General features: G+C 68.0%; 17 protein-coding genes. 11 read left to right on the top strand and 6 right to left on the bottom strand.

Going from position 1 to position 24,520, the window contains the following annotated elements; genetic code table 11:
- Positions 1 to 16: 16 nt before the first annotated feature.
- The 3 genes from urtA to otnI form a co-directional block, all read right to left on the bottom strand.
- Positions 17 to 1,306, bottom strand: a complete 1,290-nt coding sequence (gene urtA, locus ACYVO7_RS02845) for an urea ABC transporter substrate-binding protein (RefSeq protein ID WP_460448322.1) — start codon at positions 1,304 to 1,306, stop codon at positions 17 to 19.
- A gap of 270 nt (positions 1,307 to 1,576) precedes the next feature.
- The gene (locus ACYVO7_RS02840; RefSeq protein WP_460448321.1) at positions 1,577 to 3,163 is read right to left on the bottom strand and encodes an alkaline phosphatase family protein; all 1,587 of its coding nucleotides are present in this window, start codon (positions 3,161 to 3,163) and stop codon (positions 1,577 to 1,579) included.
- 18 nt (positions 3,164 to 3,181) lie between these two features.
- Complete coding sequence (otnI, locus tag ACYVO7_RS02835; protein WP_460448320.1) at positions 3,182 to 3,976, bottom strand: 2-oxo-tetronate isomerase; 795 nt, start codon at positions 3,974 to 3,976, stop codon at positions 3,182 to 3,184.
- Positions 3,977 to 4,282: 306 nt separating this feature from the next.
- Between otnI and ACYVO7_RS02830 the strand changes: the two genes are divergently transcribed.
- The 8 genes from ACYVO7_RS02830 (at position 4,283) to ACYVO7_RS02795 (ending at position 14,848) form a co-directional block, all read left to right on the top strand.
- The gene (locus ACYVO7_RS02830; RefSeq protein WP_460448319.1) at positions 4,283 to 6,523 is read left to right on the top strand and encodes a heavy metal translocating P-type ATPase; all 2,241 of its coding nucleotides are present in this window, start codon (positions 4,283 to 4,285) and stop codon (positions 6,521 to 6,523) included.
- A 54-nt stretch (positions 6,524 to 6,577) separates the two neighbouring features.
- Entirely contained in the window at positions 6,578 to 7,843 is a 1,266-nt protein-coding gene (locus tag ACYVO7_RS02825; protein ID WP_460448318.1) for an allantoate amidohydrolase, read from the top strand.
- Positions 7,844 to 7,977: 134 nt separating this feature from the next.
- Entirely contained in the window at positions 7,978 to 9,099 is a 1,122-nt protein-coding gene (locus ACYVO7_RS02820; RefSeq protein WP_460448317.1) for a BON domain-containing protein, read from the top strand.
- Between the two features lie 114 nt (positions 9,100 to 9,213).
- Positions 9,214 to 10,254 carry an NADP-dependent oxidoreductase gene (locus tag ACYVO7_RS02815; RefSeq protein WP_460448316.1) on the top strand — a complete coding sequence of 347 codons (1,041 nt, stop codon included), beginning with the start codon at positions 9,214 to 9,216 and terminating at the stop codon, positions 10,252 to 10,254.
- Positions 10,255 to 10,376: 122 nt separating this feature from the next.
- Positions 10,377 to 10,841, top strand: a complete 465-nt coding sequence (locus tag ACYVO7_RS02810; RefSeq protein ID WP_460448315.1) for a cache domain-containing protein — start codon at positions 10,377 to 10,379, stop codon at positions 10,839 to 10,841.
- A gap of 84 nt (positions 10,842 to 10,925) precedes the next feature.
- Positions 10,926 to 13,136 (top strand): methyl-accepting chemotaxis protein, encoded by a 2,211-nt coding sequence (locus ACYVO7_RS02805; protein WP_460448314.1) that lies wholly within the window; start codon positions 10,926 to 10,928, stop codon positions 13,134 to 13,136.
- 227 nt (positions 13,137 to 13,363) lie between these two features.
- Entirely contained in the window at positions 13,364 to 14,026 is a 663-nt protein-coding gene (locus tag ACYVO7_RS02800; RefSeq protein WP_460448313.1) for a lectin, read from the top strand.
- Positions 14,027 to 14,149: 123 nt separating this feature from the next.
- On the top strand, positions 14,150 to 14,848 hold the full coding sequence (locus tag ACYVO7_RS02795; RefSeq protein WP_460448312.1) for a BA14K family protein: 699 nt from the start codon (positions 14,150 to 14,152) through the stop codon (positions 14,846 to 14,848).
- A 24-nt stretch (positions 14,849 to 14,872) separates the two neighbouring features.
- Here the strand turns inward: ACYVO7_RS02795 and ACYVO7_RS02790 are convergent, their stop codons facing one another.
- Together ACYVO7_RS02790 and ACYVO7_RS02785 are read right to left on the bottom strand one after the other, a co-directional pair.
- Positions 14,873 to 16,828, bottom strand: coding sequence for a methyl-accepting chemotaxis protein (locus tag ACYVO7_RS02790; RefSeq protein ID WP_460448311.1), 1,956 nt, complete (start codon positions 16,826 to 16,828; stop codon positions 14,873 to 14,875).
- Between the two features lie 686 nt (positions 16,829 to 17,514).
- The gene (locus ACYVO7_RS02785) at positions 17,515 to 18,684 is read right to left on the bottom strand and encodes a DUF3095 family protein (protein ID WP_460448310.1); all 1,170 of its coding nucleotides are present in this window, start codon (positions 18,682 to 18,684) and stop codon (positions 17,515 to 17,517) included.
- 119 nt (positions 18,685 to 18,803) lie between these two features.
- Between ACYVO7_RS02785 and ACYVO7_RS02780 the strand changes: the two genes are divergently transcribed.
- The 3 genes from ACYVO7_RS02780 to ACYVO7_RS02770 all read left to right on the top strand — a co-directional run bounded on the left by ACYVO7_RS02780 (position 18,804) and on the right by ACYVO7_RS02770 (position 23,141).
- Positions 18,804 to 19,091, top strand: coding sequence for a co-chaperone GroES (locus tag ACYVO7_RS02780; protein WP_460448309.1), 288 nt, complete (start codon positions 18,804 to 18,806; stop codon positions 19,089 to 19,091).
- Positions 19,092 to 19,137: 46 nt separating this feature from the next.
- The gene (groL, locus tag ACYVO7_RS02775; RefSeq protein WP_460448308.1) at positions 19,138 to 20,784 is read left to right on the top strand and encodes a chaperonin GroEL; all 1,647 of its coding nucleotides are present in this window, start codon (positions 19,138 to 19,140) and stop codon (positions 20,782 to 20,784) included.
- Between the two features lie 365 nt (positions 20,785 to 21,149).
- Positions 21,150 to 23,141, top strand: a complete 1,992-nt coding sequence (locus ACYVO7_RS02770) for an AI-2E family transporter (protein WP_460448307.1) — start codon at positions 21,150 to 21,152, stop codon at positions 23,139 to 23,141.
- A 227-nt stretch (positions 23,142 to 23,368) separates the two neighbouring features.
- Here ACYVO7_RS02770 and ACYVO7_RS02765 read toward each other — a convergent pair whose 3' ends face one another.
- A complete protein-coding gene (locus ACYVO7_RS02765) occupies positions 23,369 to 24,280 on the bottom strand; it encodes a COG3904 family protein (RefSeq protein WP_460448306.1) in 912 nt (303 codons plus the stop codon).
- Positions 24,281 to 24,520: the final 240 nt, after the last annotated feature.

The following is a 24,520-nucleotide window of genomic DNA, read 5'->3' as shown; positions in this document are numbered from 1 at the left end:
ACGGAGCGGGGGAGGATCAGTTGGTGGTCTTGCCGCCGCACTTGCCGGTCTTCACGTTGAAGTTTCCGCAAGACATCGGGGCGCGCCAGTCGGAGATCAGGTCCTTGGAGCCTTCGAGGTAGTCCGACCACTCGTCGCCGACCACCTGGGCGGTCTGCTGCACGATGGAGAACTGGCCGTCGGCCTTGATCTCGCCGATCAGGACCGGCTTGGTGATGTGGTGGTTCGGCATCATGGCCGAGTAGCCGCCCGAGAGGTTCGGAACGGTGACGCCGACCAGCGCGTCGATGACGGCCGCGGTGTCGGTGGTGCCGGCCTTCTCGACGGCCTTGACCCACATGTTGAAGCCGATGACGTGAGCCTCCATCGGGTCGTTGGTCACGCGCTTCGGGTTCTTGGTGTAGGCCTTCCACTGCTCGATGAAGGTCTTGTTGACCGGCACGTCGACGGACTGGAAGTAGTTCCAGGCGGCGAGATGGCCGACAAGCGGCTTGGTGTCGATGCCGGCGAGCTCTTCCTCGCCCACCGAGAAGGCCACGACCGGGATGTCGGTCGCCTTCACGCCCTGGTTGCCGAGCTCCTTGTAGAAGGGAACGTTGGCGTCGCCGTTGATGGTGGAGACGACGGCGGTCTTCTTGCCGGCGGAGCCGAACTTCTTGATATCGGCGACGATGGTCTGCCAGTCGGAGTGACCGAAGGGCGTGTAGTTGATCATGATGTCCTCGGCCTTGACGCCCTTGGACTTCAGGTAGGCCTCGAGGATCTTGTTGGTCGTGCGCGGGTAGACGTAGTCGGTGCCGGCCAGCACCCAGCGCTGGACCTTCTCGTTCTCGGCCAGGTAGTCGACGGCCGGGATCGCCTGCTGGTTCGGGGCGGCGCCGGTGTAGAAGATGTTCTTGGAGGACTCTTCACCCTCGTACTGCACCGGGTAGAACAGGATGCCGTTGTTCTCCTCGAACACCGGCAGCACGGACTTGCGAGACACCGAGGTCCAGCAGCCGAACGTCGCGGCGACCTTGTCCTTGAGCAGCAGCTCCTTGGCCTTCTCGGCGAAGAGCGGCCAGTTGGAGGCCGGGTCGACCACGACGGCCTCGAGCTTCTTGCCGAGGAGGCCGCCCTTCTTGTTCTGCTCGTCGATGAGCATGAGCATGACGTCTTTCAGCGTGGTCTCGCTGATCGCCATGGTGCCGGAAAGCGAATGCAGGATTCCGACCTTGATGGTCTGCGCCTGGGCCGCCATCGAGGCGAGCGAGACGCTCGCGGCGACGGCCGCGGCGGTGACGAAAGACTTGATACGAAGCGACATGGGTTCGAGCCCCCCTCTCATGCGGTTCAGTGACCGGTGAACAAGGTTCGCAAGCGGCGTGCCAGCTCGACGCGGCGCTGCGCGCCCGCGCGGCTGAGGCCGAATAAGCTGAAACGAATCAGGAAATTGGGGCCGACCGCCCCGCTCCGCGGCCGCCGGGCGGCCTCGCGGAGGGCAGGACGTCGGCGGCGCGCCTCGGCGGACCGAGGCCGCGAACCCGCAAAGATCAATCCGGAGCGAAAGGATTAGGCAGGTTGTGCTGCCTTCATTTTAGGCAGAGGGCGCGAATCCGCGCGCGCCCGTCCAGCGGCGCGGCCCGGCATGGGCGAGCTTGGTGTTGGCGAGCGTACGGTCGGCGTGCAGCATCCTGTGCGACAGCAGCCGCCCGGCGAGCCGCGCGCGCTGCGCCGCATGGGCGGGATCGTTCGCCAGGTTCGAAAACTCGCCCGGATCCTCGGCGAGGTTGAACAGCAGCGGCGGCAGCGCCGTGAAGTGCACGTATTTCCAGTCCTCCTCCCGGATGACGTCCAGGGTGCACTGGTCCGGCGTGAGCCCGAGCTTCTCCTCCAGCCCGCCGCCGCCCAGCGTGCGGAAGTCGAACTCCCAAAACGCGTAGTCGCGCCAGGCGGGACTCTCGCCGCTCAGCCATGGCGCGAGGGAGAGCCCGTTCATCTCGGGCGGGATCTCCTGGCCGAGCCAGTCGAGGATCGTGGGCGCGAGGTCGACGGATTCGGTGAAGGCGTCCACCACGCGGCCTTTCACGCCGTCCGGCATGCCGGGGGCGCGCACGATCAGGGGCACGTGGTTGGAGGCGTCGTGGAAGCCGCCCTTGCCCCAGCACCAGTGGTCGCCCAGCAACTCGCCATGGTCCGAGGTGAAGACCACGAGCGTTTCGTCCCACTCGCCCGTCTCCTTCAGGTGGGCGACGAGCCGCCCCAGATGCGCGTCGATCTCGGCGATGAGTCCGAGATAGACGGCGCGGATGTCCTGGATCTCGTCGGGCGCGGCGGTCTGGGCGTTGACCTGCGTCTTCAGGTAGTCGGCGGTGTCCTGCTCGTGCAGCCAGGCGTCCAGGAACGGGTGGACGGCGCGCTCCTGCGCCAGCGTCTCCCGGCGCAGGGGCGGCGGGGCCACGGCCTCCGCCGGCACGAGCCGGTTGTAGGGCTCGGGCGCGATGAAGGGCGGGTGCGGCCGATACCAGACGAAGTGGACGAACCAGTCCTCCTTGCGGCGCAGGCGCCACCAGTCCAGCAGGCGGTCGGTGAGCCAGGCCGTATCGGAATCGTCGGCCCTGTAGAGCGCCGGCCCCCGCGAAAAGCGCTTCATCTCCCGGGTGGAGCCGGGATGATGGTAGATGTTGCGCAGGCGCTTGGGGATCTCGTATCCGCGCTTGGCCAGGTCCGTGAGCCAGGGCTCGAGGCTGGCCTCGTTCAGGGCTGCTTCGAGGCGCAGGCCGGGCAGCACGCCCTCGAAGCTGCGGGCGCGCGGGTCGCCCGGCGCGGTGGTCCTGGGGTCGATGGACGAATCCGTGTAGCCGAACAGCACCGGATCGTACCCGGTCTTGCGGGCTTCCTGGAACAGGTTGGTGAAGCGCGCGTCCAGCGGCGTGGCGTTGCGCACCGAGCGGTGCACGAAGGGATAGAGGCCGGTGAGGAGCGTCGCCCGCGCCGGTCCGCAGGGCGCGGCGCAGGTGTAGTGGCGGCGGAACGTCACGCCCTCGGCGGCGAGCGCCTTCAGGTTGGGCGCAATGTCGAGATCGCCCGCCAGCGCCAGCGCGTCGGCGCGCTGCTGGTCGGTGGTGATGAACAGCACCTTGCGGCGCGGCGCCTCTCCGGCGGCAGGAGTGGGTTCCGGCATGGAGCGCTCGCCTCCCGGTCAGGCGGACTTGGCCCCGGCTCCGCGCCGCCAGCCGTTGAACCAGCCCAGGCCCTCGACGGTGCCGGCCCGCGGCCGGTACTCGCAGCCGACGAAGCCCGCATAGGCCAGCCGGTCCAGCTCCGCGAACAGGAACGGATAGGCCAGCTCCTCGCCGTCCGGCTCGTTCCGGCTGGGCACGCTGGCCACCTGGACATGCGCCACGATCGGCAGCATGGCGCGCAGCGCCATGGTCACGTCCCCATGCAGGATCTGCCGGTGGTACATGTCGAACTGAAGCTTCAGGTTCGCATGTCCGGACTGCGTCACGATCTTCGCCGCGCGGTCGAAGTCGTTCATGAAATAGCCCGGCATGTCGCGCCCGTTGATGGGCTCGAGCAGCACGTCGGCGCCGAGCGGGCCCATGGTCTCGCAGGCCAGGTCGAGGCCCGCTTTGAACGACGCCTGCGCGGCGGGATCGGCCGGGTCCGCCATGCCGCTCATCAGATGGACGCGCCGCACGCCGGTCGCCTCCACATAGGCGGCGGCGCGGTCGAGGCCCTCGCGGAACTCGGCTTCGCGGCCCGGCAACGCCGCGATGCCCCGCTCGCCCTTCGCCCAGTCGCCCGGCCACAGGTTGAACAGCGCCTGGGTCAGGCCGTTCTCGCGCAGGCGCTGCTCGATCGCCTCCGGCGGGTGCTCGTAGGGAAACAGGAACTCGACCGCCGCGAAGCCGGCGTCCGCCGCCGCGGCGAACCGGTCGAGGAACTCCCATTCGGTGAACATCATCGAGAGATTGGCGGCGAAACGCGGCATGGCTGGTCCCCTCGAAACAGGCGCTCCCGGCTTGCCCGCCCCGCGCGAGGGCGCGTCGCCGGCGTCTGGCCGTTCCGGCGAGCGAAGCGCGCCGCGCCCGGGCTGTCCAGCCCTCATCGCGCAGTCCTGCGCCGCGCCCCGCGCCGCCGGCGCGCGGCTTGACGCGCCGCAATGCGCCTGCCTCGGGGCTGGGGGAGGCTGCGCGCGCGCCCGGCGGGCCCGCTCCGACTTGTGGCGGGCTCGCCTACACCCCTTATAAGGGCTTGCGGGGCGGGCGTTTCGCCCCGCGGCTTGTCTGGTGCCCTCATGTCCCATGCGCTTCCCATCGACATCGCCATCGACGGGATGACCTGCGCGTCCTGCGTGGCCCGGGTCGAGAAGGCGCTCTCGAGCGTCCCCGGCGTCGTCAAGGCCGAGGTCAACCTGGCCACCCGGATGGCGCGCATCGAGGCGGACGCCGCCGCGCGGGCGACGCTGCCGAACCAACTCGTCGCCGCCGTCGAGGACGCCGGCTACGAGGCGGCCGCGATCGAGAACGAGCGCGGCGCCGAAGAGGCGCGCCAGCGCTCGCTGCAGCGCGCCGAGGCGGCGCGGCGGCGCGCCCTTCTCGCCTTGGCGCTCTGTGCGCCCTTCCTGGTCGGGATGGCGCTGGAATTCGCCGGATGGGGCGCGCCGATCCCGCCCTGGCTTCAGGCCGTGCTGGCGGGCGTCGTCGTGTTCGGGCTGGGCGGCCGGTTCTACGCGTCCGCCTGGAAATCCATCCGCGCCGGCTCGGCCACCATGGACCTCCTGGTCGCCCTCGGGGTGACGGCGGCCTATGGGCTCAGCCTGTATCTGTGGAGCGCCTTCGTCCGGAGCGCCGCGGCCGGGCATGGCGCCGCCCACGCCGGCATGGCGCCGCATCTCTACTTCGAGAGCGCCGCCGTGGTGGTGGCCTTCGTGCTGCTCGGCAAGTGGCTGGAGGAGCGCGCCACCACCGAGACCGCGTCCGCCATCCGCGCCCTGGCGCAGCTGAGGCCCGCCACGGCCCGCGTCCTGGAAGGGGGCGAGGAGGTCGAGAAGCCGATCGTCCTCGTGAAGGTCGGCGACGCCGTCGCGGTCCGGGCCGGGGAGCGCATCCCGGTGGACGGGCGCGTTCGCGACGGCTCCGCCGGCGTCGACGAATCCATGGTGACGGGCGAGAGCCTGCCCGTGACGCGCTCGCCGGGCGATCCGGTGATCGGCGGCTCCGTCAACCTCGACGGACGCCTGGTGGTCGAGACGACGGCCGTCGGCGCCGAGACCACGCTCGCCAAGGTCATCCGGCTGGTGGAGACCGCCCAGGCCTCCAAGGCTCCGGTGCAGCGCCTCGTCGACCAGATCAGCGCCGTGTTCGTTCCCGTGGTGATCGTCCTCGCCGCGATCACGCTGCTGGGCTGGGCGCTCGCGACCGGCGACTGGGAGCGGGCGCTCGTCAGCGCCGTCTCGGTGCTGGTCATCGCCTGCCCGTGCGCGCTGGGCCTCGCCACCCCCACGGCCATCCTGGCCGGAACGGGCGTGGCGGCGAAGCACGGGATCCTGGTGCGTGACGCGGCGTCGCTGGAGCGGGCCGCCCAGACATCGGTGGTCATGTTCGACAAGACGGGCACGCTGACCGCGGGCGCCCCGACCATCACGGCCGTCCTTTCCGCCGGGACCCTGAGCGAGGACGAGGTCGTCCGGCTGGCGGCGGCGCTCGAGGCCGGCAGCGACCATCCGCTCGCGGCGGCGATCCGCGCCATGGCGCTTGGCCGCGGCGGCGCGCCGGGGCCGGCGGCCGCGTCCTTCAAGGTTCTGGTCGGCGGCGTCGAGGGCGAGGTCGAGGGCCGCCGTCTGGTCTTCGGCAACCGCGCCTGCATGGAGCAGAACGGCGTCGACGTCTCCGCCCTGCGGGAACGAGCCGAGGCGCTGGGCCGCGACGGCCAGGGCGTGTCCTGGCTCGCCGACGGCGAGGCCCGGCGCGCGCTGGGGGCGATCGCCTTCGCGGACGAGCCGAAGCCCACCTCGCGCGAGGCGATCGAGACCCTGGCCGCCGCCGGCCTCAAGACCGTGATGATCACCGGCGACGGCCGCGGCGCGGCCGAGCGCATCGCCCGGTTGCTGGGGGTGAACGACGTCGTCGCCGAGGTCCGGCCGGACGGCAAGGCGGCGGCGGTGTCCGAGTTCCGCGGCGCGGGCCGCATCGTCGCCATGGTGGGCGACGGCGTGAACGACGCGCCGGCCCTGGCGGCCGCCGACGTCGGGATCGCCATGGGCGGCGGGGCCGACGTGGCCGTCGAGGCGGCCGGGATCACGCTGATGCGCGGCGATCCGCGGCTGGTCTGGGCTGCGATCGACCTGTCGCGCCGCACGGTGCGGACCATTCGCCGCGGCCTGTTCTGGGCTTTCGCCTACAATGTGGTCGGCATCCCGCTGGCGGCTTTCGGCGTGCTGTCGCCCGTCTTCGCCGGCGCGGCCATGGCGCTCTCCAGCGTCAGCGTGGTGCTCAACGCCCTGATGCTCCGACGCTGGTCGCCCGGGCTTCGCTGAGGCCGGCCGTTCCGCGCCGTTGCCGCGCGGCGACGTTTCTGCTTAGCCTCGGGGATGACCAGCACCGTCCCGTCCATTCGCCTCGCGCCCGCCAGCTTCGGCGCGGTCGCGATGCAGCGCCTCGAGGAGCTCCGCGCCTTCACGGATGTCCCGGGGCAGATCCACCGGCTCTACCTCTCGCCGTCGCACCGGGCGGCGGCCGACGCCGTCGCCGCCATGATGCGCCAGGCGGGGTGCGACTCGGTCGGGATCGACGCGCTCGGGACCGTGACGGGCCGCTACGAGGGCGACCGGCCCGGCCTGCCGGCTCTCCTGATCGGCTCGCATATCGACACCGTGAAGGACGCCGGAGCCTATGACGGGACGTTCGGCGTCATCGCCGCCATCGCGGTGATCGAGGAGCTCAGCCGCGCGGGCGAGCGGTTGCCTTTCGCAGTCGAGGCGCTGGCCTTCGGCGACGAGGAGAATGTCCGCTTCCCCAGCAACCTGTCCTCGTCCCGCGCGCTGGCCGGCCGCTTCGATGTCGCCACCCTGGACGGCGAAGACGAAAACGGCGTCAGCCTCCGGCGGGCGCTTGTCGACTTCGGCGGCGATCCTGGCGGGATCGCCGGCCTGGCGCGCGCGCCCGACAGCGTGCTCGCCTATGTCGAGCTGCACATCGAGCAGGGGCCCGTTCTGGAAGCCCGCGACCTGCCGGTCGGCGTCGTCACCGCCATCAACGGCGCGAGCCGCCGCAGGCTGACGGTGGCGGGCGAGGCCGGTCACGCCGGCACGGTCCCGATGGCGCTGCGGCGCGACGCCCTGGCGGCGGCGGCCGAGATGGCGGTCGCCGTCGAGCGGCTCGGCGCGGCCCAGGCCGACACGGTGGCGACGGTGGGGCGCTTCGCCGTGGAGCCCGGGGCCGTCAACGTCATTCCCGGCCGTGTCCTGTTCACGCTCGACGCCCGCAGCCCGGACGACGGCGTCAGGACGCGGCTCGTGGCGGCGATCGAGCAGGAGTGCCGGGCCATCGCGGCGCGCCGCCGGGTCGAGCTCACGGTCGAGCCGTTCTACGACGCGCCCGCATCCCCATGCGATCCGGAGATCCGGGCGGGCCTCGCGGCCGCGGTCCGGGGACGGCAGATCCCGCTGCTGGAGCTGCCCTCCGGGGCCGGCCATGACGCGATGGCGATGGCGGAGCTCTGCCCCACCGGCATGCTGTTCGTCCGCTGCAAGGGCGGGATCAGCCACAATCCCGCGGAGTCCATGACGCAGGCCGACGCCGAGGCGGCGATCGCGGTGCTGGTGGACTTCGTGCGGGGCTTCCGGCTTAAGCCGTAGCGGCGGTGCGGCCCCGGCCCGGCCCGGAGGCTTCCCGGCCGGAACTTCCCCGTGTCCGGGGCATTGACAGGGCTCTTCCCCAACAGGCTGTCCACAGCCCCATGATTCCTGCACGTCAGGAGAGGAGGATCCCCATGGCTTATGAAGATCGTTTCCGTGACCCGGACCGCAAGCGCTGGACCGAGGACCGCTACGGCTCGGACCGCAACCGCATGTCAGGCTCAGGATCGCCCTTCGGCGGCGGATCGGGCGGCGCGGACCGCGACCGCAACCAGCGCTACGGCCAGGGAGGCCGCAACCAGACCTGGGAGCGCGCCGGCGACTGGGGCCGCGACGAGACCGGACGTGGCGACGACTGGGGCGGCTCGCGCGGCGCCGACCGCGAGCGGGACCGCGGCTGGCATGGCGGCTCGCGCAACGAAGGTCCCGTCGCGCCCGAATACGGGCCGACCCGCGGCGCCTCGTCCTATTCGGCCGGCGGCGAGGACCGGTACGGCTTCGGCGGCGGATATGGCCGCTCCGGCTATGGCGATCGTGACCGCGGCTACCGCGGCGGCGGCTATGGCGGACGCGAGCAAGGCTCCGACTGGGGCTCGTCGTCCTGGGAGTCGTCCTCGGGCGGCCGCGGCTATGAAGGCCGGTCGGACCGGTACTCCGACCGCGATCGCAACGAGCGCGGCTTCTTCGACAGGGCCAGCGACGAGGTCGCATCCTGGTTCGGCGATGACGAGGCCGAGCGCCGGCGTCGCCAGGACGCGGCGCAGGAGCAGAGCCACCACCGCGGCCGCGGCCCGCGCGGCTACAGCCGGTCCGACGACCGCATCCGCGAGGACGTCAACGACCGCCTGACCGACGATCCCCACATCGACGCCAGCGACATCGAGGTCGTGGTCCAGAACGGCGAGGTGACCCTCAGCGGCAACGTCAACGAGCGCTTCGCCAAGCGCCACGCCGAGGACATCGCCGAGAGCGTCTCGGGCGTCACCCACGTGCAGAACAACATCCGGGTGAAGCGCCAGGAGTCCGGGCAGCATGCCGGCGGCTCGGGCTATGGCTCGAACCCGTCCGACAACGCCAGCATCTACAGCGCGAACGCCGGAAGCGGCGGCTCCATGACCTCCGGCTCGGCCGCGACGGGCGGCTCGGCCTCCGCCACCGGCACGGGCGCGGACGCGACCGGGGCGAGTTCGACCGGGTCCAGCGGCGCGAACCTGGCGAGCGGCGGATCGAGCCGCAAGACCGGCCGCACCGCCTGACCGGGCGTCGATTCCCACCCGACTTCGAAGGGCCCCCGTCGACCGCGGGGGCCTTTTTTGCGTGGGTCGGAGCGGGCGACGCGATGCTAGACTGAACCGAACAGGGAGGCCCGAATGACCGACCAGGCCAGCAACCGTCAGATCACGCTCGCCGCGCGCCCCGAAGGCGAGCCGAAGCCCTCGGACTTCGCGCTCAGGACGGGGCCGGTTCCGACCCCCGGCCCGGGCGAGGCGCTGCTCCGCACCATTTATCTCTCGCTCGACCCCTACATGCGCGGGCGCATGAGCGCCGGAAAAAGCTACGCCAAGCCGGTCGAGATCGGCGAGGTGATGGGCGCCGGCGGCGTCTGCGAGGTGGTCGCCTCCGACGACCCCGGCCTGCCGGTCGGGTCCTGCGTGCTGGCCTATCCGGGCTGGCAGGACTATTCGGTCGCGAAGGCCTCCACGCTGCGCAAGCTCGATCCCGGCCGCGCGCCGCCCAGCACGGCGTTGGGCGTGCTCGGAATGCCGGGGATGACGGCCTATACGGGCCTCCTCACGATAGGCCAGCCCAAGGAGGGCGAGACCGTCGTGGTCGCCGCCGCGACCGGCCCGGTCGGCTCGGCGGTGGGCCAAATCGCGCGCCTGAAGGGCTGCAGGGCGGTGGGCGTCGCGGGCGGGCCGGACAAGGTCCGCGCGCTGACGGAGGAGTTCGGATTCGACGCCGCCGTCGACCACCGCGCTCCCGACTTCAAGGACCGGCTCGCGGCCGCCTGCCCGTCGGGGATCGACATCTATTTCGAGAATGTCGGCGGCGAGGTCTGGAACGCGGTGTTCCCGCTGCTGAACGATTTCGCCCGCATCCCGGTCTGCGGGCTGGTGGCGAACTACAACGACACGCAGGTCCCTCCTGGCCCGGACCGACTTCCGGGGCTGATGCGGGCGATCCTGACCAAGCGCCTGACGTTGCGCGGCTTCATCGTCAGCGACTTCGCCGACCAGGCGCGCGACTTCCACCGCGACATGTCGGCCTGGGTCGCAGACGGCCGCGTGCGCTATCGCGAGGACGTCGTCGACGGACTGGAGAACGCGCCCGAGGCGTTCATGGGCCTGCTCAAGGGGCGCAACTTCGGCAAGCTGGTCGTCAAGCTCTCCGAGCCGCCCTGGAGCGCATAGTCAGGCTCCGTGACCCAAGAGGGGGCGGTTCTGCTTGGGCCGGATGGGTCGATGTTTTAGCACTTGTTAATGCTCGTCCTGTCTACTCAGCGTATTCGTGCGATTGAATATGCGGAGGAAACATGACCCCTACTTGCAAGACGCTCGCGACGGCCGCCCTGGGCGTCGCTTTCCTGACGGGCGCCGCCTCGGCTGGCGAATGGGCGACCAAGGACGAGGCTCAGGCGATGGTCGTCAAGGCCGTCGCCTTCGTGAAGTCGCAGGGCCCGGCCAAGGCCTATGACGCCTTCACCAAGAAGAACCCGGACTTCGTCGATCGCGACCTCTACGTGGTCGTCTATGGCATGGACGGCAAAGTCCTGGCGCATGGCGCCAATGAGAAGCTCGTCGGCAAGGACCTGCTGGACGCGCAGGACGTCGACGGAAAGTACTACGTCAAGGAACGTGTCGACTGGGCCAAGTCGAAGGGCAAGTTCTGGCAGGAATACAAATTCGTGAATCCTGTCACGAAGAAGATCGAGCCCAAGCAGATGTATTGCGAGAAGTTGGACGAGACCGCCGTGTGCGGGGGCGTCTACAAGCTCTGACATCGCCCGCCCGGACGCCGAACGGCCCTTCCGGGCCGTCCGGCGTATTGGCGCTTCTTCTCACGCCCAAGACTGGACACTGCCATGACGCTGCGGTTCGAAGACCTGAAGCTGCGCTGGAAAGTGCTGACCGCACCATTGTGCCTCGTCGCGGTGCTGCTGGCGGTCGGCGCCTTCGCGCTCTGGTCGCTGCAGTCGAACCGCCTGTCGTTCCAATCGCTCACGAGCGGGCCCATCGCCGAGGTCGACGCGGCCGGGGAGCTCGACACGGCGCTCTGGGCCGCCCACGCCAAGCTCTATAGGCTGACGGCGACGGCCGCGAACGAGAGCGACGCCGCCAAGATCAAGGCCATCGGCGGCGCCCTGCAGGGCGAAGTGGCCGCCATCGCCGGGCGGCTGACCGCGCTGCGGGCCGAATTCGCAGACGTGCCGGCCCAGGCCGACGCGCTCGTCAAGCTGGAGGCCGGCGTCAAGACCTACGCCAAGCAGGCGCTGAGCGTCATCGACATGGCCGACAGCGACGCCGGCTCCTCGCTGATGTTCATGATGAACGCCGATCGCACCTTCCAGGGGGTCTCGGCCATCACGAGCGCCCTGGCGGCGGACGCGCGCAGCCGGCAGGCGAGCCGCATGGCCGACCTCAGCGGAGACGTCGATCGCGAGATCCTGCTGCTGGTCGTCGTCCTGGTCGGCGGCGCGCTGGCCGGCCTGCTGGCGACCACCCTGATCGGCGCGGCCGTCGCCCGTCCGGTGCTGGCCATGTCGACGGCGCTCCAGGACCTCGCGGCGGGGCGCGCCGCGACGCTGGGCTTTTCGCATCGCGGCGACGAGATCGGCTCGATGGCGCGGTCCTACGACGTGCTGGCCAAGACGCTCGCCGAACGGGCGCTCCTGGAGAGCGGCAAGGCCGAATCCGACCGCCAGACGCAGGAGCGCGCCCGCGCGATGGCCGAGGTCGTGCGCGAAGTCGCGGACGTGGTCGACGCCGCCGTCGCGGGCGACTTCTCGGCCCGGGCCGTGGCGGCACACGCGGATCCCGACATCCGCAAGCTCGTGGACGGCATCAACGCCATCAACGAAGTGGTCGACCAGGCCACCACTGAACTCGGCTCGGCGCTGGCGGCTCTCGCCCATGGCGACCTCACCCGGACCGTCAGCACCAGCTTCCAGGGGCGCTTCGGCGAACTCGCCAGCGCGCTGAACGACACCGTCGAGCGCCTGTCGGACACCGTCGAGACGATCCAGACCACCTCGATCGACGTCGCCAGCGCGGCGCGCCAGATCAATTCGGGAGCCGACGACCTGTCGCGCCGCACCGAGGAGCAGGCCTCCTCGCTGGAGCAGACGGCAGCCACCACCGAGGAGCTCGCCGCCTCGGTGAAGTCCTCCGCCCAGGCGTCCGCCCAGGCCGTCCGCCTCTCCCAGGACGCCGCCAAGGTCGCCGCGGACGGCGGAGAGATCGTCACCCGCGCGGTCGACGCCATGGCGCGCATCGAGCAGGCGAGCCGGCGCATCTCCGACATCACCACCGTGATCGACGACATCGCGTTCCAGACCAATCTCCTGGCCCTCAACGCGGCCGTCGAGGCCGCCCGCGCTGGCGAGGCCGGAAAGGGCTTCGCCGTGGTGGCCAGCGAGGTTCGCACCCTGGCGCAGCGCTCCAGCGACGCCGCCAAGGACATCACCGGCCTGATCAACTCGTCCGACGCCGAAGTGGCCGAGGGCGTCAAGCTGGTGCGGTCCGCGGGCGACGCGCTCGGCCGCATCGTGGAGGCGTCCCAGCGGGTCGCCTCGACCGTGGACGAGATCTCGTCCGCGGCGGGCGAACAGGCCAACGGCATCGACGAGATGAGCCAGGCGGTCGCCCACATGGACGACATGACGCAGCAAAACGCCGCGCTGGCCGAGGAGAGCGCCGCCTCCGCGGCCTCGCTCTCCGACCAGATCCACCGGCTGAACGAACTGGTCGCCGCGTTCAGGACCCGCAACAGCGCCGCCCAGGCGCGGTCCGCCGAGCCGCGGCCCCAGAGGCAGGCCGCTCCTCGCGCCGAGGCTCCGCGCCGCGACGAGCCTGCGGCGACCGAGCCGGCCCGGTTGAGGAAACTGGCGCAGGACGCGTTCTCGCGCATCTCGCGCGCCAAGAAGGACGCCGCCCCCACCGCCGTCACCGCTGCGCCCGCCCGCATCGAGCGGACCCGGGCCGAACAGGCGAGACCCGCGCCCGCCCGCGCGGCCCGCGCCCAGGCGGGTCGGAGCGTGGAGCCGGCCGCCGGGTCCGGTTGGGACGAGTTCTGACCCCGCCTCGGCGCCGTCTCTCCCGGGCGCCGACGCATGCATCTCCATCCCTGAAGGCCCGCGCTGGCGCGGCTGCCGACGGGCCGCTCGCGCCCATCACGCTTTCGTGCGTGGGCGACGGGAGCCTGAGAGCGTTACCGTGGCCGTGCAATCGCCGCGCGTAGCCCTCGCCGGGCTGCGCGGCTCACGAGTGGCTCAGCCACCGGGTCAACAGGGAGGAGGTCGGAATGACGGCATGGAGAGTGATCGCGGCGGCGTCGCTGGCCGTAGTGGCGGCCCCGTTCGGCGCGGAGGCGCAGAACGCGGCCTCGATGAGCTTCTTCGTCACCAGCGTCGGCATCGGCAAGGGCGGCGACCTGGGCGGACTGGCCGGCGCGGACCAGCATTGTCAGACCCTCGCCGCGGCGGCCGGCGCCGGCTCGAAGACCTGGCGCGCCTATCTCAGCACCCAGGGCGCGGGCGCCGTGAACGCCCGCGACCGCATCGGCGCGGGTCCCTGGGTCAACGCCAAGGGGCAGGTGATCGCCAAGTCCGTGGATGATCTCCACAGCGCCGCCAACGGCGTGACCAAGCAGACGGCGCTGACCGAGAAGGGCGCGGTCGTGAACGGCCGCGGCGACCAGCCCAACACGCACGACATCCTCACCGGCTCGACGCCGGAGGGACGCGCCTTCACGGGCGACGCCGACATGACCTGCAAGAACTGGACGAGCGGCGCCGCAGGCTCGGCCATGCTGGGGCATGCGGACCGCACCGGGCTCGACGAGAGCGCCGCGGCGAAGTCCTGGAACTCGTCCCATCCGTCGCGCGGGCCGGGAGGCGGCTGCACCCAGGACGACCTGAAGAGCACTGGCGGCGCGGGCCTGATGTACTGCTTCGCGACCAACTGAATCGCTCCGGGCGTGCGCTCCTGCGCCGGAGCGCACGCTCGTCAAGCCGAGGAGACGCCAACGGGTGCGTTTTTCCACAGATGGTGCTAGCGTCCCGCGGTCCAGCGTTCCCGAGGGGAGGACATGCGCATCTGGTTGTTGGTCCGGATCACGGCCGTCGGCGTCTTGATGGTGGCCGCCCTCGCGCTGTTTCGGCTTCAGCAGGGCGGTTCGGGGTTCACCGGAGCGGCGGCTCTCTTCGGGACGAACCGCGACTCGGTCTCCGCCGCGACCGGGACCGTGGTCCGCGCCCCGACCTCCGACAAGCTCGCGCCCGCCGCGCCCCCTCCCGGGCCCGTGATCCGCGTCACCACCGTCCCGGTCGGCCCGTCGCCCCTGGTGAGCCCCGCGCCTCAAGCGGCCTCGCCGGCCGCTCCCGCCAAGCCGGCGGACGCAGCCCGCCCGCAGCCGCAAGCTCCCGCTCCCGCCGCCGTGTCGGCCGCGGATTTCGCCGCGTCCTTGCCGCCGAAGTTTTCTGCGCCGCTGCCCGCCCCGGGCGCCGACTCCGCCTCGACCCAGCCTGCGCCGGCGCGGGCCGCCCGCGCCCCGGCTCAGGACCAGGGGGAGGCCGCCGCGCCGTCCCCGTCGGCCGACGCTGCCAAGGCTGAGGCTCGCAAGGCGGGCGACAAGGTCGCCAGCGTGGCTCCGGCCCGCACCAGGCCTGCGTTCCTCTCCGGCGGAGCCGGGCAGGCGGGCTGCACGCGCTACAAGAGCTACGACCCCGCCACCCAGACCTACCGCTCCTATGACGGGGTCACGCGCGAGTGCAAGCCTCGCCGCTGACCGTCGCGCGTGAGCGGGTCGCGACTATCCGCGCGCGGCGCGCCGGCCCGCGAAGGCGTTGGCGGCGAGGTCGCGCAGCCGGGCCGGCTCCGACGAACCGGCCTGCGGCCGGCCGGGCGCGGACGCGCTCTGGCCCGTGCGGAACGTCGCCGCGACGTCGTTCAGCCTTTCGATCTGGCCCGTGAGCGAGGCCGCGGAGGCCGCGCTCTGCTCGGCCAGGGCGGCGTTCTGCTGGGTCATCTCGTCCATATGGGCGACCGCCTGGCTCATCTCGTCGATGCCGTTGGCCTGCTCGGCGGCGGCGCTGGAGATCTCGTCGACCGTGCTGGCCACCTTGCGCGACGCGCTCACGATCCTGTCGAGGGACTCGCCCGCCGAACGCACGAGCCGCACCCCCTGCGCCACCTCCGTGGTGGACGAGGTGATGAGGCCCGTGATGTCCTTGGCGGCCTCGCTGGAGCGCTGGGCCAGGGTCCGCACTTCGGACGCCACCACGGCGAAGCCCTTGCCGGCCTCTCCGGCCCGCGCCGCCTCCACGGCCGCGTTGAGCGCCAGGAGATTGGTCTGGAAAGCGATCTCGTCGATCACCGAGGTGATGTCCGAGATCTTCTGCGAGGCCTGTTCGATGCGGGCCATCGCGTCGATGGCCTGGCTGACGATCTGGCCGCCGCCTTCCGCGACCCTCATGGCGTCCTCGGCGGTCTCGAGCGCGTGGCGGGACGCCTGCGCCGAGGCCTTCACGGAGGCTGCGAGCTCCTCCGTGGTGGCGGCCGTCTGCTCCAGCGACGACGCCTGCTCCTCGGTCCGCCGGGAAAGATCGTCGGCCCCGGACTGGATCTCCCGGGAGGCGCTTGCGACGTCGACCGCGGTGGTCTGGATCGTGGCGACGGTCTCCGACAGCGTCCCGATGGTCTCGTTGATGGCGTTCTTCAGGTCCGCGAAGCGGCCCTTGTAGGCGGTCGCGACCGTCTGGGTCAGGTCGCCCTTCGCCACGCGCCCGAGCGCCTCGGCGAATTCCGTGGTGGCGCGGTGCACGACCGCGTTGATTTCGTTGATGCCGCCGACCAGCTTGCGCATCTGGTCGTCCGTGCTCTCGATCTCCAGCCTGGCGCTGAAATCGCCGGCCGCGGCCGCGGCCACGACCTCGCCCACGTCATGCACCACGGCCATCATGGATTCGGCTCTCGCCGCGCGCTCGGCCTCGGCGCGGCGCTCCTGCGCCTCCAGCGCCCTCATCTGCTCCGCATTGGCCCTGAACACCTCCAGGGTCCGGGCCATGGTTCCGATCTCGTCCTGCCGCTCGACATGCGGGATCGCGACCGACACGTCGCCCCGGGCGAGGACCTCCATCGCCGCCGTCGCGTCCTGAAGCGGCCGCGTGACGCTGCGCGACGTCAACCGCAGCGCGCCGAAGAAGCTGGCGCACAGAACGACCAGCAGCGCCGCCGGAAGGGTCGTTTCGGCGAGGCTGACCACGCGCCGCGCCTCCGCCGAGAACGCCTCGCCCAGCCTTTCGTTGTCGGCCGAGTAGCTGACCAGCAGGTCGTTGAGGGCCTGCCGGTTCTTGCGGTTCAGGTCGTTGTTGCCCTGCGCGTCGGCGGCGGCGATCGAGACCTCGCGGGCGAGCCGGATCGTCTCCGTGCGAAAGCCGATGAACTCGGCCACGGCCGCCTGAAGCCTGGCGAAGCGCTCACGGTCTTCGGGGCCGACCTTGGTCCCGAGCTCGGCCGCCATCCGGCCGAGCGACCGCAGGCGCTCCTCGTTGGGCTTGGCGAATTTCTCGACTTCGTCGCGGCTCTTGGCGAGATAGATGCCGCGGGAGTCCATGACGACGGCCGTCACGGCGGAGTTGATCCGCTCGGTCGCCAAAGACAGATCCGCCTGGCGCCCGCTTCTCTCCTGCACCGTGGCCACATGCCACAAGGTCCACAAAGACGTGCCGCCGACGATCACGGCGCCGGCCGAAGCCACCATAAGCATTGCGACAATTCTGGCCTTGATTGTTCTCATGTCGACCCTCGTTCACCAAGGCACTGTCCAATCAAAACGTAAATACTTTGAGACCTCTTGGTAGTTATTCAGTTCTGCAGGCGGTGTGTTGCTTGTCCAGATGCTTTGCGCGCGAGCCGGGCTGAAGGCGTGAGCCGCGAATGGGGCCCAAGCTCCGGCCATCTGTAAAAAAGGCGGGCTCGGCCCGTCGCCCTCCCATGCAGGCTGGACGCCCGCGACGCCGTGGATCCCCCTCGCCTTGCGACGCGTCCCACAATCGGCTAGACAATCCCGGCCGGCTTCGCCGCAGGCACCCGTAGCTCAGCTGGATAGAGCGTTGCCCTCCGAAGGCTTCGTCACCAGTGCACGGCAGCCATTGAAAAACGCCGCGCTAGCCTACGATCCCGCTTCAAAAATCATAAGAATGAGCATGGGCGGCACTGCCGGGCCACGTTGGAGCTCAGGTCGAGCTGAACTGAGCTAGCCAGCGCCCCGTTGCATAAGGGTTCACTCATGGAACCGCCCACGCCAGCAACTGGTGACCATCCTGCGCAGGCTGAGCCAGTTACCGTGCGTGAACAGGCCGCCGCAGGCTCGCGCGAGGCCTGCTTGGCACGATCCAGGGAAGCGGGTGGGAGCCGCGGAAGGCGAGTTGCCGGGGTCAGGGCAGTGAGCCCTCACTGAAGCCGGTCTTTCCTAATCAGCTTAGCTGCCCTTGTGTAGCCACCGTCGCCGCCGTCGATGAAGTGAACGTGTTGGCTGTCGCCGGCCGAGGTCACAAAACACGTCATCAGGGCCGTGGGTGAAACATGAACGCCGTATTGTAGATTCCCGCCCGCCGCGATCAGTGCCAGTTCGGCGCGAATGGCTGCCTCCGCTGCGCCATCGCAGTCGATAACAAGACTCAGTTGCCGGTCGAATTTACAGAAGTCCGTGTTGCTGGCGATCTCAGCTAGGTAGCGCTGCCTCTCGAAGCCCCTCACACGCCAACTCGTTCGCAGAACAACATAGGCCGCAAGCGCGCGCATGAATAAGCGCGCTGCCGCTACACTGGCCGGTGCTCGGCCATGCGTGGCACGAGCTTCGATCCAAACCCCGGAAGCTGGCCAGCGGGGTCTGAGATTGGCCGGCTTGGCCGGCAGGGGGCTGCTTGCGCCAGCCAGGCGCTGAACGGCTGAGTAGGCGAGCGATAAGTCCGCTCCTTTGAGGATCAAGGTGAGCATGCGCCCGTTAAGCGCCTTGAGCTCCTGCCACTGGCAGCTCAGTCCGGTGAGATCAGGTGAGGCTCCATCATCAATTGATTCTGGAATGACCGAGACAGCCTTGAGCGGGGAAGGCCCTCTCTCTTTCAGCGAGGCTTCGAGAGCCGCGACGCCGCCGCCCAGAAACACACCGAAAGAGTTGCCAGGTGTTGGCTCATACCGGCCCACGAGAACGTCCGCGCCCGAGGCACGAAGCTCGGAAACCTGAGCTAAACCGACGCGTAGGTTCAGCTTAAATTCATCTCGCGCGAGCCTGCGCAAGCGCGCCAATGCTAGGCGGGTTTGGTGCGCGTAGCTCGGCGGGACCATCACGGCGCAGCCGTCGCCGGCGAACAGCACCGGGATCTCGCAGTCGATACAGATATTCCGCAACGCCGCGATCGCGGCGGCGGCGATGTAGTTCACCGTCCGATGGTTCCCTTGCGCAATTGCCGCCGTTGAACCCTGTATGTCGGTGATGGCAAGGAACCAGGCGTCCGGAGCGGGCCGGTGAAGACTTGCATCAAACGTCTCGGCAGTGGAACTGAGGCGCGGCAGGCGGGCGAAGAATTCGTTTTGATCCTGTTCCTCAGAGCCATCCGGCATCACTTCCCCTCAATTTGCCGAGATGCGGCGCCACCGATTTGTTTAGCACTCTGCATGAGCGAGTGCTAAGGTCGAGTTTGGCGCGGACCAGTGCCTCAATCCAGATCTAGGAGGCCCTCATGAAATTCCGTCCCCTGCACGACCGTGTCGCTGTCCGACGCATCGAAGCAGACGAGAAAACCAAAGGCGGAATCATCATCCCTGAGACCGTCAAGGAGAAGCCCCAGGAGGGCGAGATCGTTGCTGCCGGTCCCGGCGCCCGCGATGAAGCCGGCAGGCTCGTCGCCTTGGAGGTCAAGGCTGGCGACCGCGTCCTATTCGGCAAGTGGTCAGGCACCGAGGTCAAGATCGATGGAAAAGACATCTTGATCATGAAGGAATCCGACATCATGGGCGTGATCGCCTAAACGGCTTTTGGATCCCCAGTTTCAATTAGATTAGGACCACAACATCATGGCCGCCAAAGACGTTCGTTTTTCCTCCGACGCCCGCGAGAAGATGCTGCGCGGCGTGGACATCCTCGCCAACGCCGTCAAGGTGACGCTCGGTCCCAAGGGCCGCAACGTCGTCATCGAGAAGTCCTATGGGGCGCCGCGCATCACCAAGGACGGCGTCACCGTCGCCAAGGAGATCGAGCTCGAGGACAAGTTCGAGAACATGGGCGCTCAGATGGTGCGCGAAGTGGCCTCGAAGGCGAGCGACGTGGCGGGCGACGGCACCACGACCGCCACGGTTCTCGCCCAGGCCATCGTGAAGGAAGGCGCCAAGGCCGTCGCGGCCGGCATGAACCCGATGGACCTCAAGCGCGGCGTCGATCTCGCCACGACGGCGGCCCTCGAGGACATCAAGAACCGCGCCCGCAAGGTCGCCTCCTCGGCCGAAATCGCCCAGGTCGGCACCATCTCGGCCAACGGCGACACCGCCATCGGCGAGATGATCGCCCAGGCCATGCAGAAGGTCGGCAACGAGGGCGTCATTACGGTCGAGGAGGCCAAGACGGCCGAGACCGAGCTCGACGTCGTCGAGGGCATGCAGTTCGACCGCGGCTACCTCTCCCCGTATTTCATCACGAACGCGGAGAAGATGGTCGCCGAGCTCGAGGACCCCTACATCCTGATCCACGAGAAGAAGCTGTCCTCGCTCCAGGCGATGCTGCCGATCCTCGAGGCCGTGGTTCAGACCGGCAAGCCGCTCCTGATCATCGCCGAGGACATCGAGGGCGAGGCTCTCGCCACCCTCGTGGTCAACAAGCTGCGCGGCGGCCTCAAGGTCGCGGCCGTCAAGGCTCCGGGCTTCGGCGATCGCCGCAAGGCCATGCTGGAGGACATCTCGATCCTCACCGCCGGCCAGATGATCGCCGAGGACCTCGGCATCAAGCTGGAGTCCGTCACCCTCAACATGCTGGGTCGCGCCAAGCGGGTCCGCATCGAGAAGGAGAACACCACGATCGTCGACGGCGCCGGCGAGCGCTCCGACATCGAGGCGCGCGTCAACCAGATCAAGGCGCAGATCGAGGAGACCACCTCGGACTACGACCGTGAGAAGCTCCAGGAGCGTCTGGCCAAGCTCGCGGGCGGCGTCGCGGTCATCCGCGTCGGCGGCGCGACCGAGGTCGAGGTCAAGGAGAAGAAGGACCGCGTGGACGACGCGCTCAACGCCACCCGCGCTGCGGTGGAAGAGGGCATCGTTCCCGGCGGCGGCACCGCGCTGCTGCGCGCCAAGGGCGCCGTCTCCAAGCTGAAGTCCGACAACGCGGACGTCCAGGCCGGCATCAACATCGTCATGAAGGCCCTCGAGGCTCCCCTGCGCCAGATCGTCGAGAACGCTGGTGTCGAGGGCTCCATCGTGGTCGGCAAGATCGGTGAGAACCCGTCCGAGACCTTCGGCTTCAACGCTCAGACCGAGAAGTATGTGGACATGCTCGAGGCCGGCATCGTCGATCCGGCCAAGGTCGTCCGCACGGCTCTGCAGAACGCCGCGTCGGTGGCGGGCCTTCTGGTCACCACAGAAGCGATGGTGGCTGAACGGCCGAGCAAGGACTCCGGTAGCCCGATGCCCGGTGGCGGAGGTATGGGCGGCATGGGTGGAATGGGTTTCTAGAGGCATACTCAAAGGAGGGAAGCTCTTAAGCTTCCCTCTATCCCCCCTCCGGGGCCGGACAAGTAGTGGGGCACTTAGGAGATCTGATCCGAAACGCTCGATCAAAGGCAGGAAGGCGGCCAAACGTGTTTACGTTAACCCGGTTTGGAAGGCGCGTTGCACTACCTTCCACTGTTCAAATCCTGCATGACATGCGCCTGCGGATGAAGGCAGATCTCGTCAGTGCATCTTTGCCGACTCTCCAGGACCCACCCGACGCTGGCCCGACCACAGGTGTTCGGAAAGGCCTAGGCCCGGTCACTCAGCATGAGCATTCGCTGCGCAGCTGATTTGCCCGTGGTTTGGATAAAGTCTCACATCTCGGCTTGATCATTGATCACGCCATCGGCGTGAATTCGGTGCGGCGGGCGGGGGAAGCTATGACGAACGCCGGGCGGCCATTGATTGCGGAAAACGAGAGTCAGTCGCTCGTTGGGGCGGCTTCTGCCACCTTCATCGCAGTAGTTATTGTCGCGAGCCTGTTTCTTGGTCGCGACCTGTTCGTGCCTTTGTCGCTCGCGCTCCTTTTGAGCTTCGTCCTGGCGCCATTGGTCCGCCACCTTCAAAGATTCGGCTCGCCGCGCGGACTTGCCGTCCTGCTAGTTGTGACCATAGCTTTCGCGGCACTCTTTGTAGTTGGCACCCTGATGGGACGCCAGCTAACACAGCTGGCGGCAGAACTGCCGAGCTACGAGTCGACTATCCGATCGAAGGTGAAATCTCTAAGGGGTGCCTCAGCAGGAGACGGCACTCTCGAGCGCGCAGCTGACATGTTGCAGAGCCTTGGAAAGGAACTCGAAAGGCCCGCCGTTGGTGCTGCGCCCGCCACAGCGGCCGCCGACGCGGCGGGGAAGCCCATTCAGGTCGTAGTCAGCACGCCGTCGCCGGGGCCCCTGGAGAGCCTATCAAGCCTGATCTCCCCCTTGCTCCATCCGCTCGCCACGACCGGGTTGATCGTGGTTTTCGTGATATTCATTCTGGTCCAGCGCGAGGACCTAAGAAACAAGCTCATCAAGCTCGGTGGATCTCATGATATCCAGCGAACGACTGCAGCCTTGGATGACGCGGCAATTCGGCTCAGCAAACTCTTCTTGGCTCAGTTGGGGATCAATAGCGCGTTTGGAATCATTATTGGCTTGGGACTATGGGCAATCGGCGTGCCTAGCTACGCCCTGTGGGGCATTCTAGCTGCGACTTTGCGCTTCGTTCCTTATATCGGAGCAGTCATCTCAGCGGCGTTTCCGTTAGCTCTTGCAGCCGCGGTTGACCCAGGTTGGACCATGCTGATCCTGACGGGCCTACTGTTTTTAGTGGTGGAGCCCATCGTAGGGCACGGAGTGGAGCCCGTGCTCCTAGGCCAAAGCACCGGCCTTTCACCAGTCGCGGTGGTGCTCGCAGCCGCATTCTGGACCCTGCTTTGGGGGCCAATTGGGCTGGTATTAGCAACGCCTCTCACAGTCTGCCTTGTGGTGCTCGGACGGCACATCGAGCGGCTGTCGCTGATCGATGTCCTCCTCGGAGACCGTCCGGCACTAGAGCCCTGGGAGATGCTGTATCAGCGGCTGCTAGCCGCCGATACGTCAGAGGCCGTAGAGCAGGCAGAAGAATTCCTCAAGGAACGCAGTTATGCCGACTACTACGATGGCATCGTGCTGAAAGCATTAGGTCTAGCGCAAGCCGACCTCTCAGTTGGGTCGCTTACCCCGAAGCGCGCCGAAGTAGTGCGATCTGCGACCCTCGATCTCGTTAGTGATCTGCAGACGGATGTTGAGTTCCTCGGAGAGCCCTCTGTGGAGACCGTAGCGGCTCTCGAAGTGACTGCCAGCCAATCGCATGTTGACGATATTCCGATGCTGTCCAGAGAGAATCTCACTGGGCGTTGGGCCTCGATCTGCCCTGTGTTGTGCGTGGCGGCGAAGACTGCGGTGGATGAAGCAGGTTCCATTGTTCTCGCTGACCTGCTGACCAAGCACGGGCTTGTTGCGCAGTCGGCCGGTATGGATGCGCTTACAACATCCAACATTCCCCAACTCGACCTAAGTAAAACTGCGATGGTGTGTTTAGTAAGCGTTGGCGCTCAACATGAGGCACGTCTTCGGAATCTGGTGAAACGGCTCCGCCGAAAGCAGCACGGTCTCACAATTTTTCTTGCCGTTCTGGGTGAAGAGCCGCAAATCGCGACCGCTCTGCAACTAGCATCCAAAGCGGATCTATCAGCTGCTGATTTCCGGAAGTCTTGCGCAGGCTGCGTAGTTCTCGCGCAGCTCACCACAAGCAATTCGGCGGAGCCAGCCCTTAGTCTCGAAACTGTGGGTTAGTTTGACCGGCTCTGATGTCTTTTACGTCCTGACTGAAAGCCGACAATAGCCACCCCCCGTCAGGTCGTCGCGTCGTGCTCCTCTGCTCGGCTGACAAGCAGATCACGCCTCTCACTTTGACGCCGTGTTGACGTTCGACCAGATTCACATGCCTTCCGCGTCAACGGCAGGCATGTCGTTCTTACTTCGGATCGAAGATGCCCAACGATCGGCCGCATTCTCGCGCCTCAGCGGGTGATCCGCCCGTAGCTAAGCTGGCCAAATCTCTCGCCGCGCGTGATAAAACTGTCGCCAGGGACCTTGCCGGTGGCTTTCAGGTAATCACGCTGCTGGCTGCCTATGCCGACCGGGTAAGGCCCGATAAGGACCGCATACCAGCCGTTCGTGTATTGGAAAACGACGGTGTTCTTGAACGTGGGCTCATACGCTTGCGCGAGAACGAGGGCCTCGGACAACGTCGGGCGGCTGTAGATCTGAATCCACTCGCCGTAGCTCGTCCAAGTTCGCGGCGCGGAAGCCTGTGGGGCAGGGCTGGCGGGAGGTGATGGCGACCCCATGACCTGCGGCTTAGTGGCGTTGTCGTCGATCTCCCATTTCTTGACCTCAATCCCGACCTTCTGGGCCGCATCGAAGCCTAGCCATTCGATGCTGTCGGGCGAGGCCGCCGTTACGAACACGATAGTCGATTGCGAATAGCCAAGCTGGCTCAAATAGGCCCCGACCAGCGCATTGCCGATCCCAGTGGGCGTCTTCTCGCCATTCTGCTCGGTGTAGGCCGCATGAAAGCCGATTCGAGACCGCCCGCTGGCAAGCTTTGAGCCGCCACCCAGCCACGCTAGGGCACAAGCCGACGCGCACGTGCTTCCGGGTGGAACATAGGTAACGAATCCCTTGAGGCGGATCGCCTTGCCAATCTCCAGCGCGGCATTAAGATTACCCCCGCTGCTATTGAAGGCGATTATGCCCTCTTTCACGCCCAGCGCCGAATCAACGAACTTTAGGTCGTCCCCGTAGGCGATGTCGCCGGAAACAGTGATGAGGGCTCGGCCTTCGGACAGCTTCAGGCTCTTGATGTCGGCCGATAGGGCGGGCGCGGCAAGAGCAGTCTGAAAGCACAAGACGTGAAGCATTGAACGCATGATGAAACTCCCCCGGCAGACAGACTTATCGCTGACGCACCGGTGCGTTCACAAGTGGTTGGGAGATCGCACAGCTATTCATCGTTAACAGATCTGCCGCCGGAGGACTTGCACAGAATTGAGGATACAGCTCACCCAGAAAGCGGTCCTTAAACAGCTCCAGTGTCATTATTAGGCCCATTCGGATCCAGAATTGCCGAAGCGTTAAACCAGGGTGAGGTATGGAATACGGGCGGAACG

Source organism: Alsobacter sp. SYSU BS001988 (genome assembly GCF_054796215.1).
Note: the sequence above shows the minus strand (reverse complement) of the source record. Positions and strands in the feature narration are given on the sequence as shown.

Excerpts from the sequence above, each read along its gene's own strand:
- ACYVO7_RS02840 (WP_460448321.1), bottom strand. The coding sequence starts at position 3,163 with ATGCCGGAACCCACTCCTGCCGCCGGAGAGGCGCCGCGCCGCAAGGTG.
- ACYVO7_RS02830 (WP_460448319.1), top strand. The coding sequence starts at position 4,283 with ATGTCCCATGCGCTTCCCATCGACATCGCCATCGACGGGATGACCTGC.
- ACYVO7_RS02780 (WP_460448309.1), top strand. The coding sequence starts at position 18,804 with ATGAAATTCCGTCCCCTGCACGACCGTGTCGCTGTCCGACGCATCGAA.
- ACYVO7_RS02785 (WP_460448310.1), bottom strand. The coding sequence starts at position 18,684 with ATGCCGGATGGCTCTGAGGAACAGGATCAAAACGAATTCTTCGCCCGC.
- ACYVO7_RS02820 (WP_460448317.1), top strand. The coding sequence starts at position 7,978 with ATGGCTTATGAAGATCGTTTCCGTGACCCGGACCGCAAGCGCTGGACC.
- ACYVO7_RS02810 (WP_460448315.1), top strand. The coding sequence starts at position 10,377 with ATGACCCCTACTTGCAAGACGCTCGCGACGGCCGCCCTGGGCGTCGCT.
- urtA (WP_460448322.1), bottom strand. The coding sequence starts at position 1,306 with ATGTCGCTTCGTATCAAGTCTTTCGTCACCGCCGCGGCCGTCGCCGCG.
- ACYVO7_RS02790 (WP_460448311.1), bottom strand. The coding sequence starts at position 16,828 with ATGCTTATGGTGGCTTCGGCCGGCGCCGTGATCGTCGGCGGCACGTCT.
- ACYVO7_RS02825 (WP_460448318.1), top strand. The coding sequence starts at position 6,578 with ATGACCAGCACCGTCCCGTCCATTCGCCTCGCGCCCGCCAGCTTCGGC.
- ACYVO7_RS02765 (WP_460448306.1), bottom strand. The coding sequence starts at position 24,280 with ATGCGTTCAATGCTTCACGTCTTGTGCTTTCAGACTGCTCTTGCCGCG.
- ACYVO7_RS02800 (WP_460448313.1), top strand. The coding sequence starts at position 13,364 with ATGACGGCATGGAGAGTGATCGCGGCGGCGTCGCTGGCCGTAGTGGCG.
- groL (WP_460448308.1), top strand. The coding sequence starts at position 19,138 with ATGGCCGCCAAAGACGTTCGTTTTTCCTCCGACGCCCGCGAGAAGATG.
- ACYVO7_RS02795 (WP_460448312.1), top strand. The coding sequence starts at position 14,150 with ATGCGCATCTGGTTGTTGGTCCGGATCACGGCCGTCGGCGTCTTGATG.
- otnI (WP_460448320.1), bottom strand. The coding sequence starts at position 3,976 with ATGCCGCGTTTCGCCGCCAATCTCTCGATGATGTTCACCGAATGGGAG.
- ACYVO7_RS02805 (WP_460448314.1), top strand. The coding sequence starts at position 10,926 with ATGACGCTGCGGTTCGAAGACCTGAAGCTGCGCTGGAAAGTGCTGACC.
- ACYVO7_RS02815 (WP_460448316.1), top strand. The coding sequence starts at position 9,214 with ATGACCGACCAGGCCAGCAACCGTCAGATCACGCTCGCCGCGCGCCCC.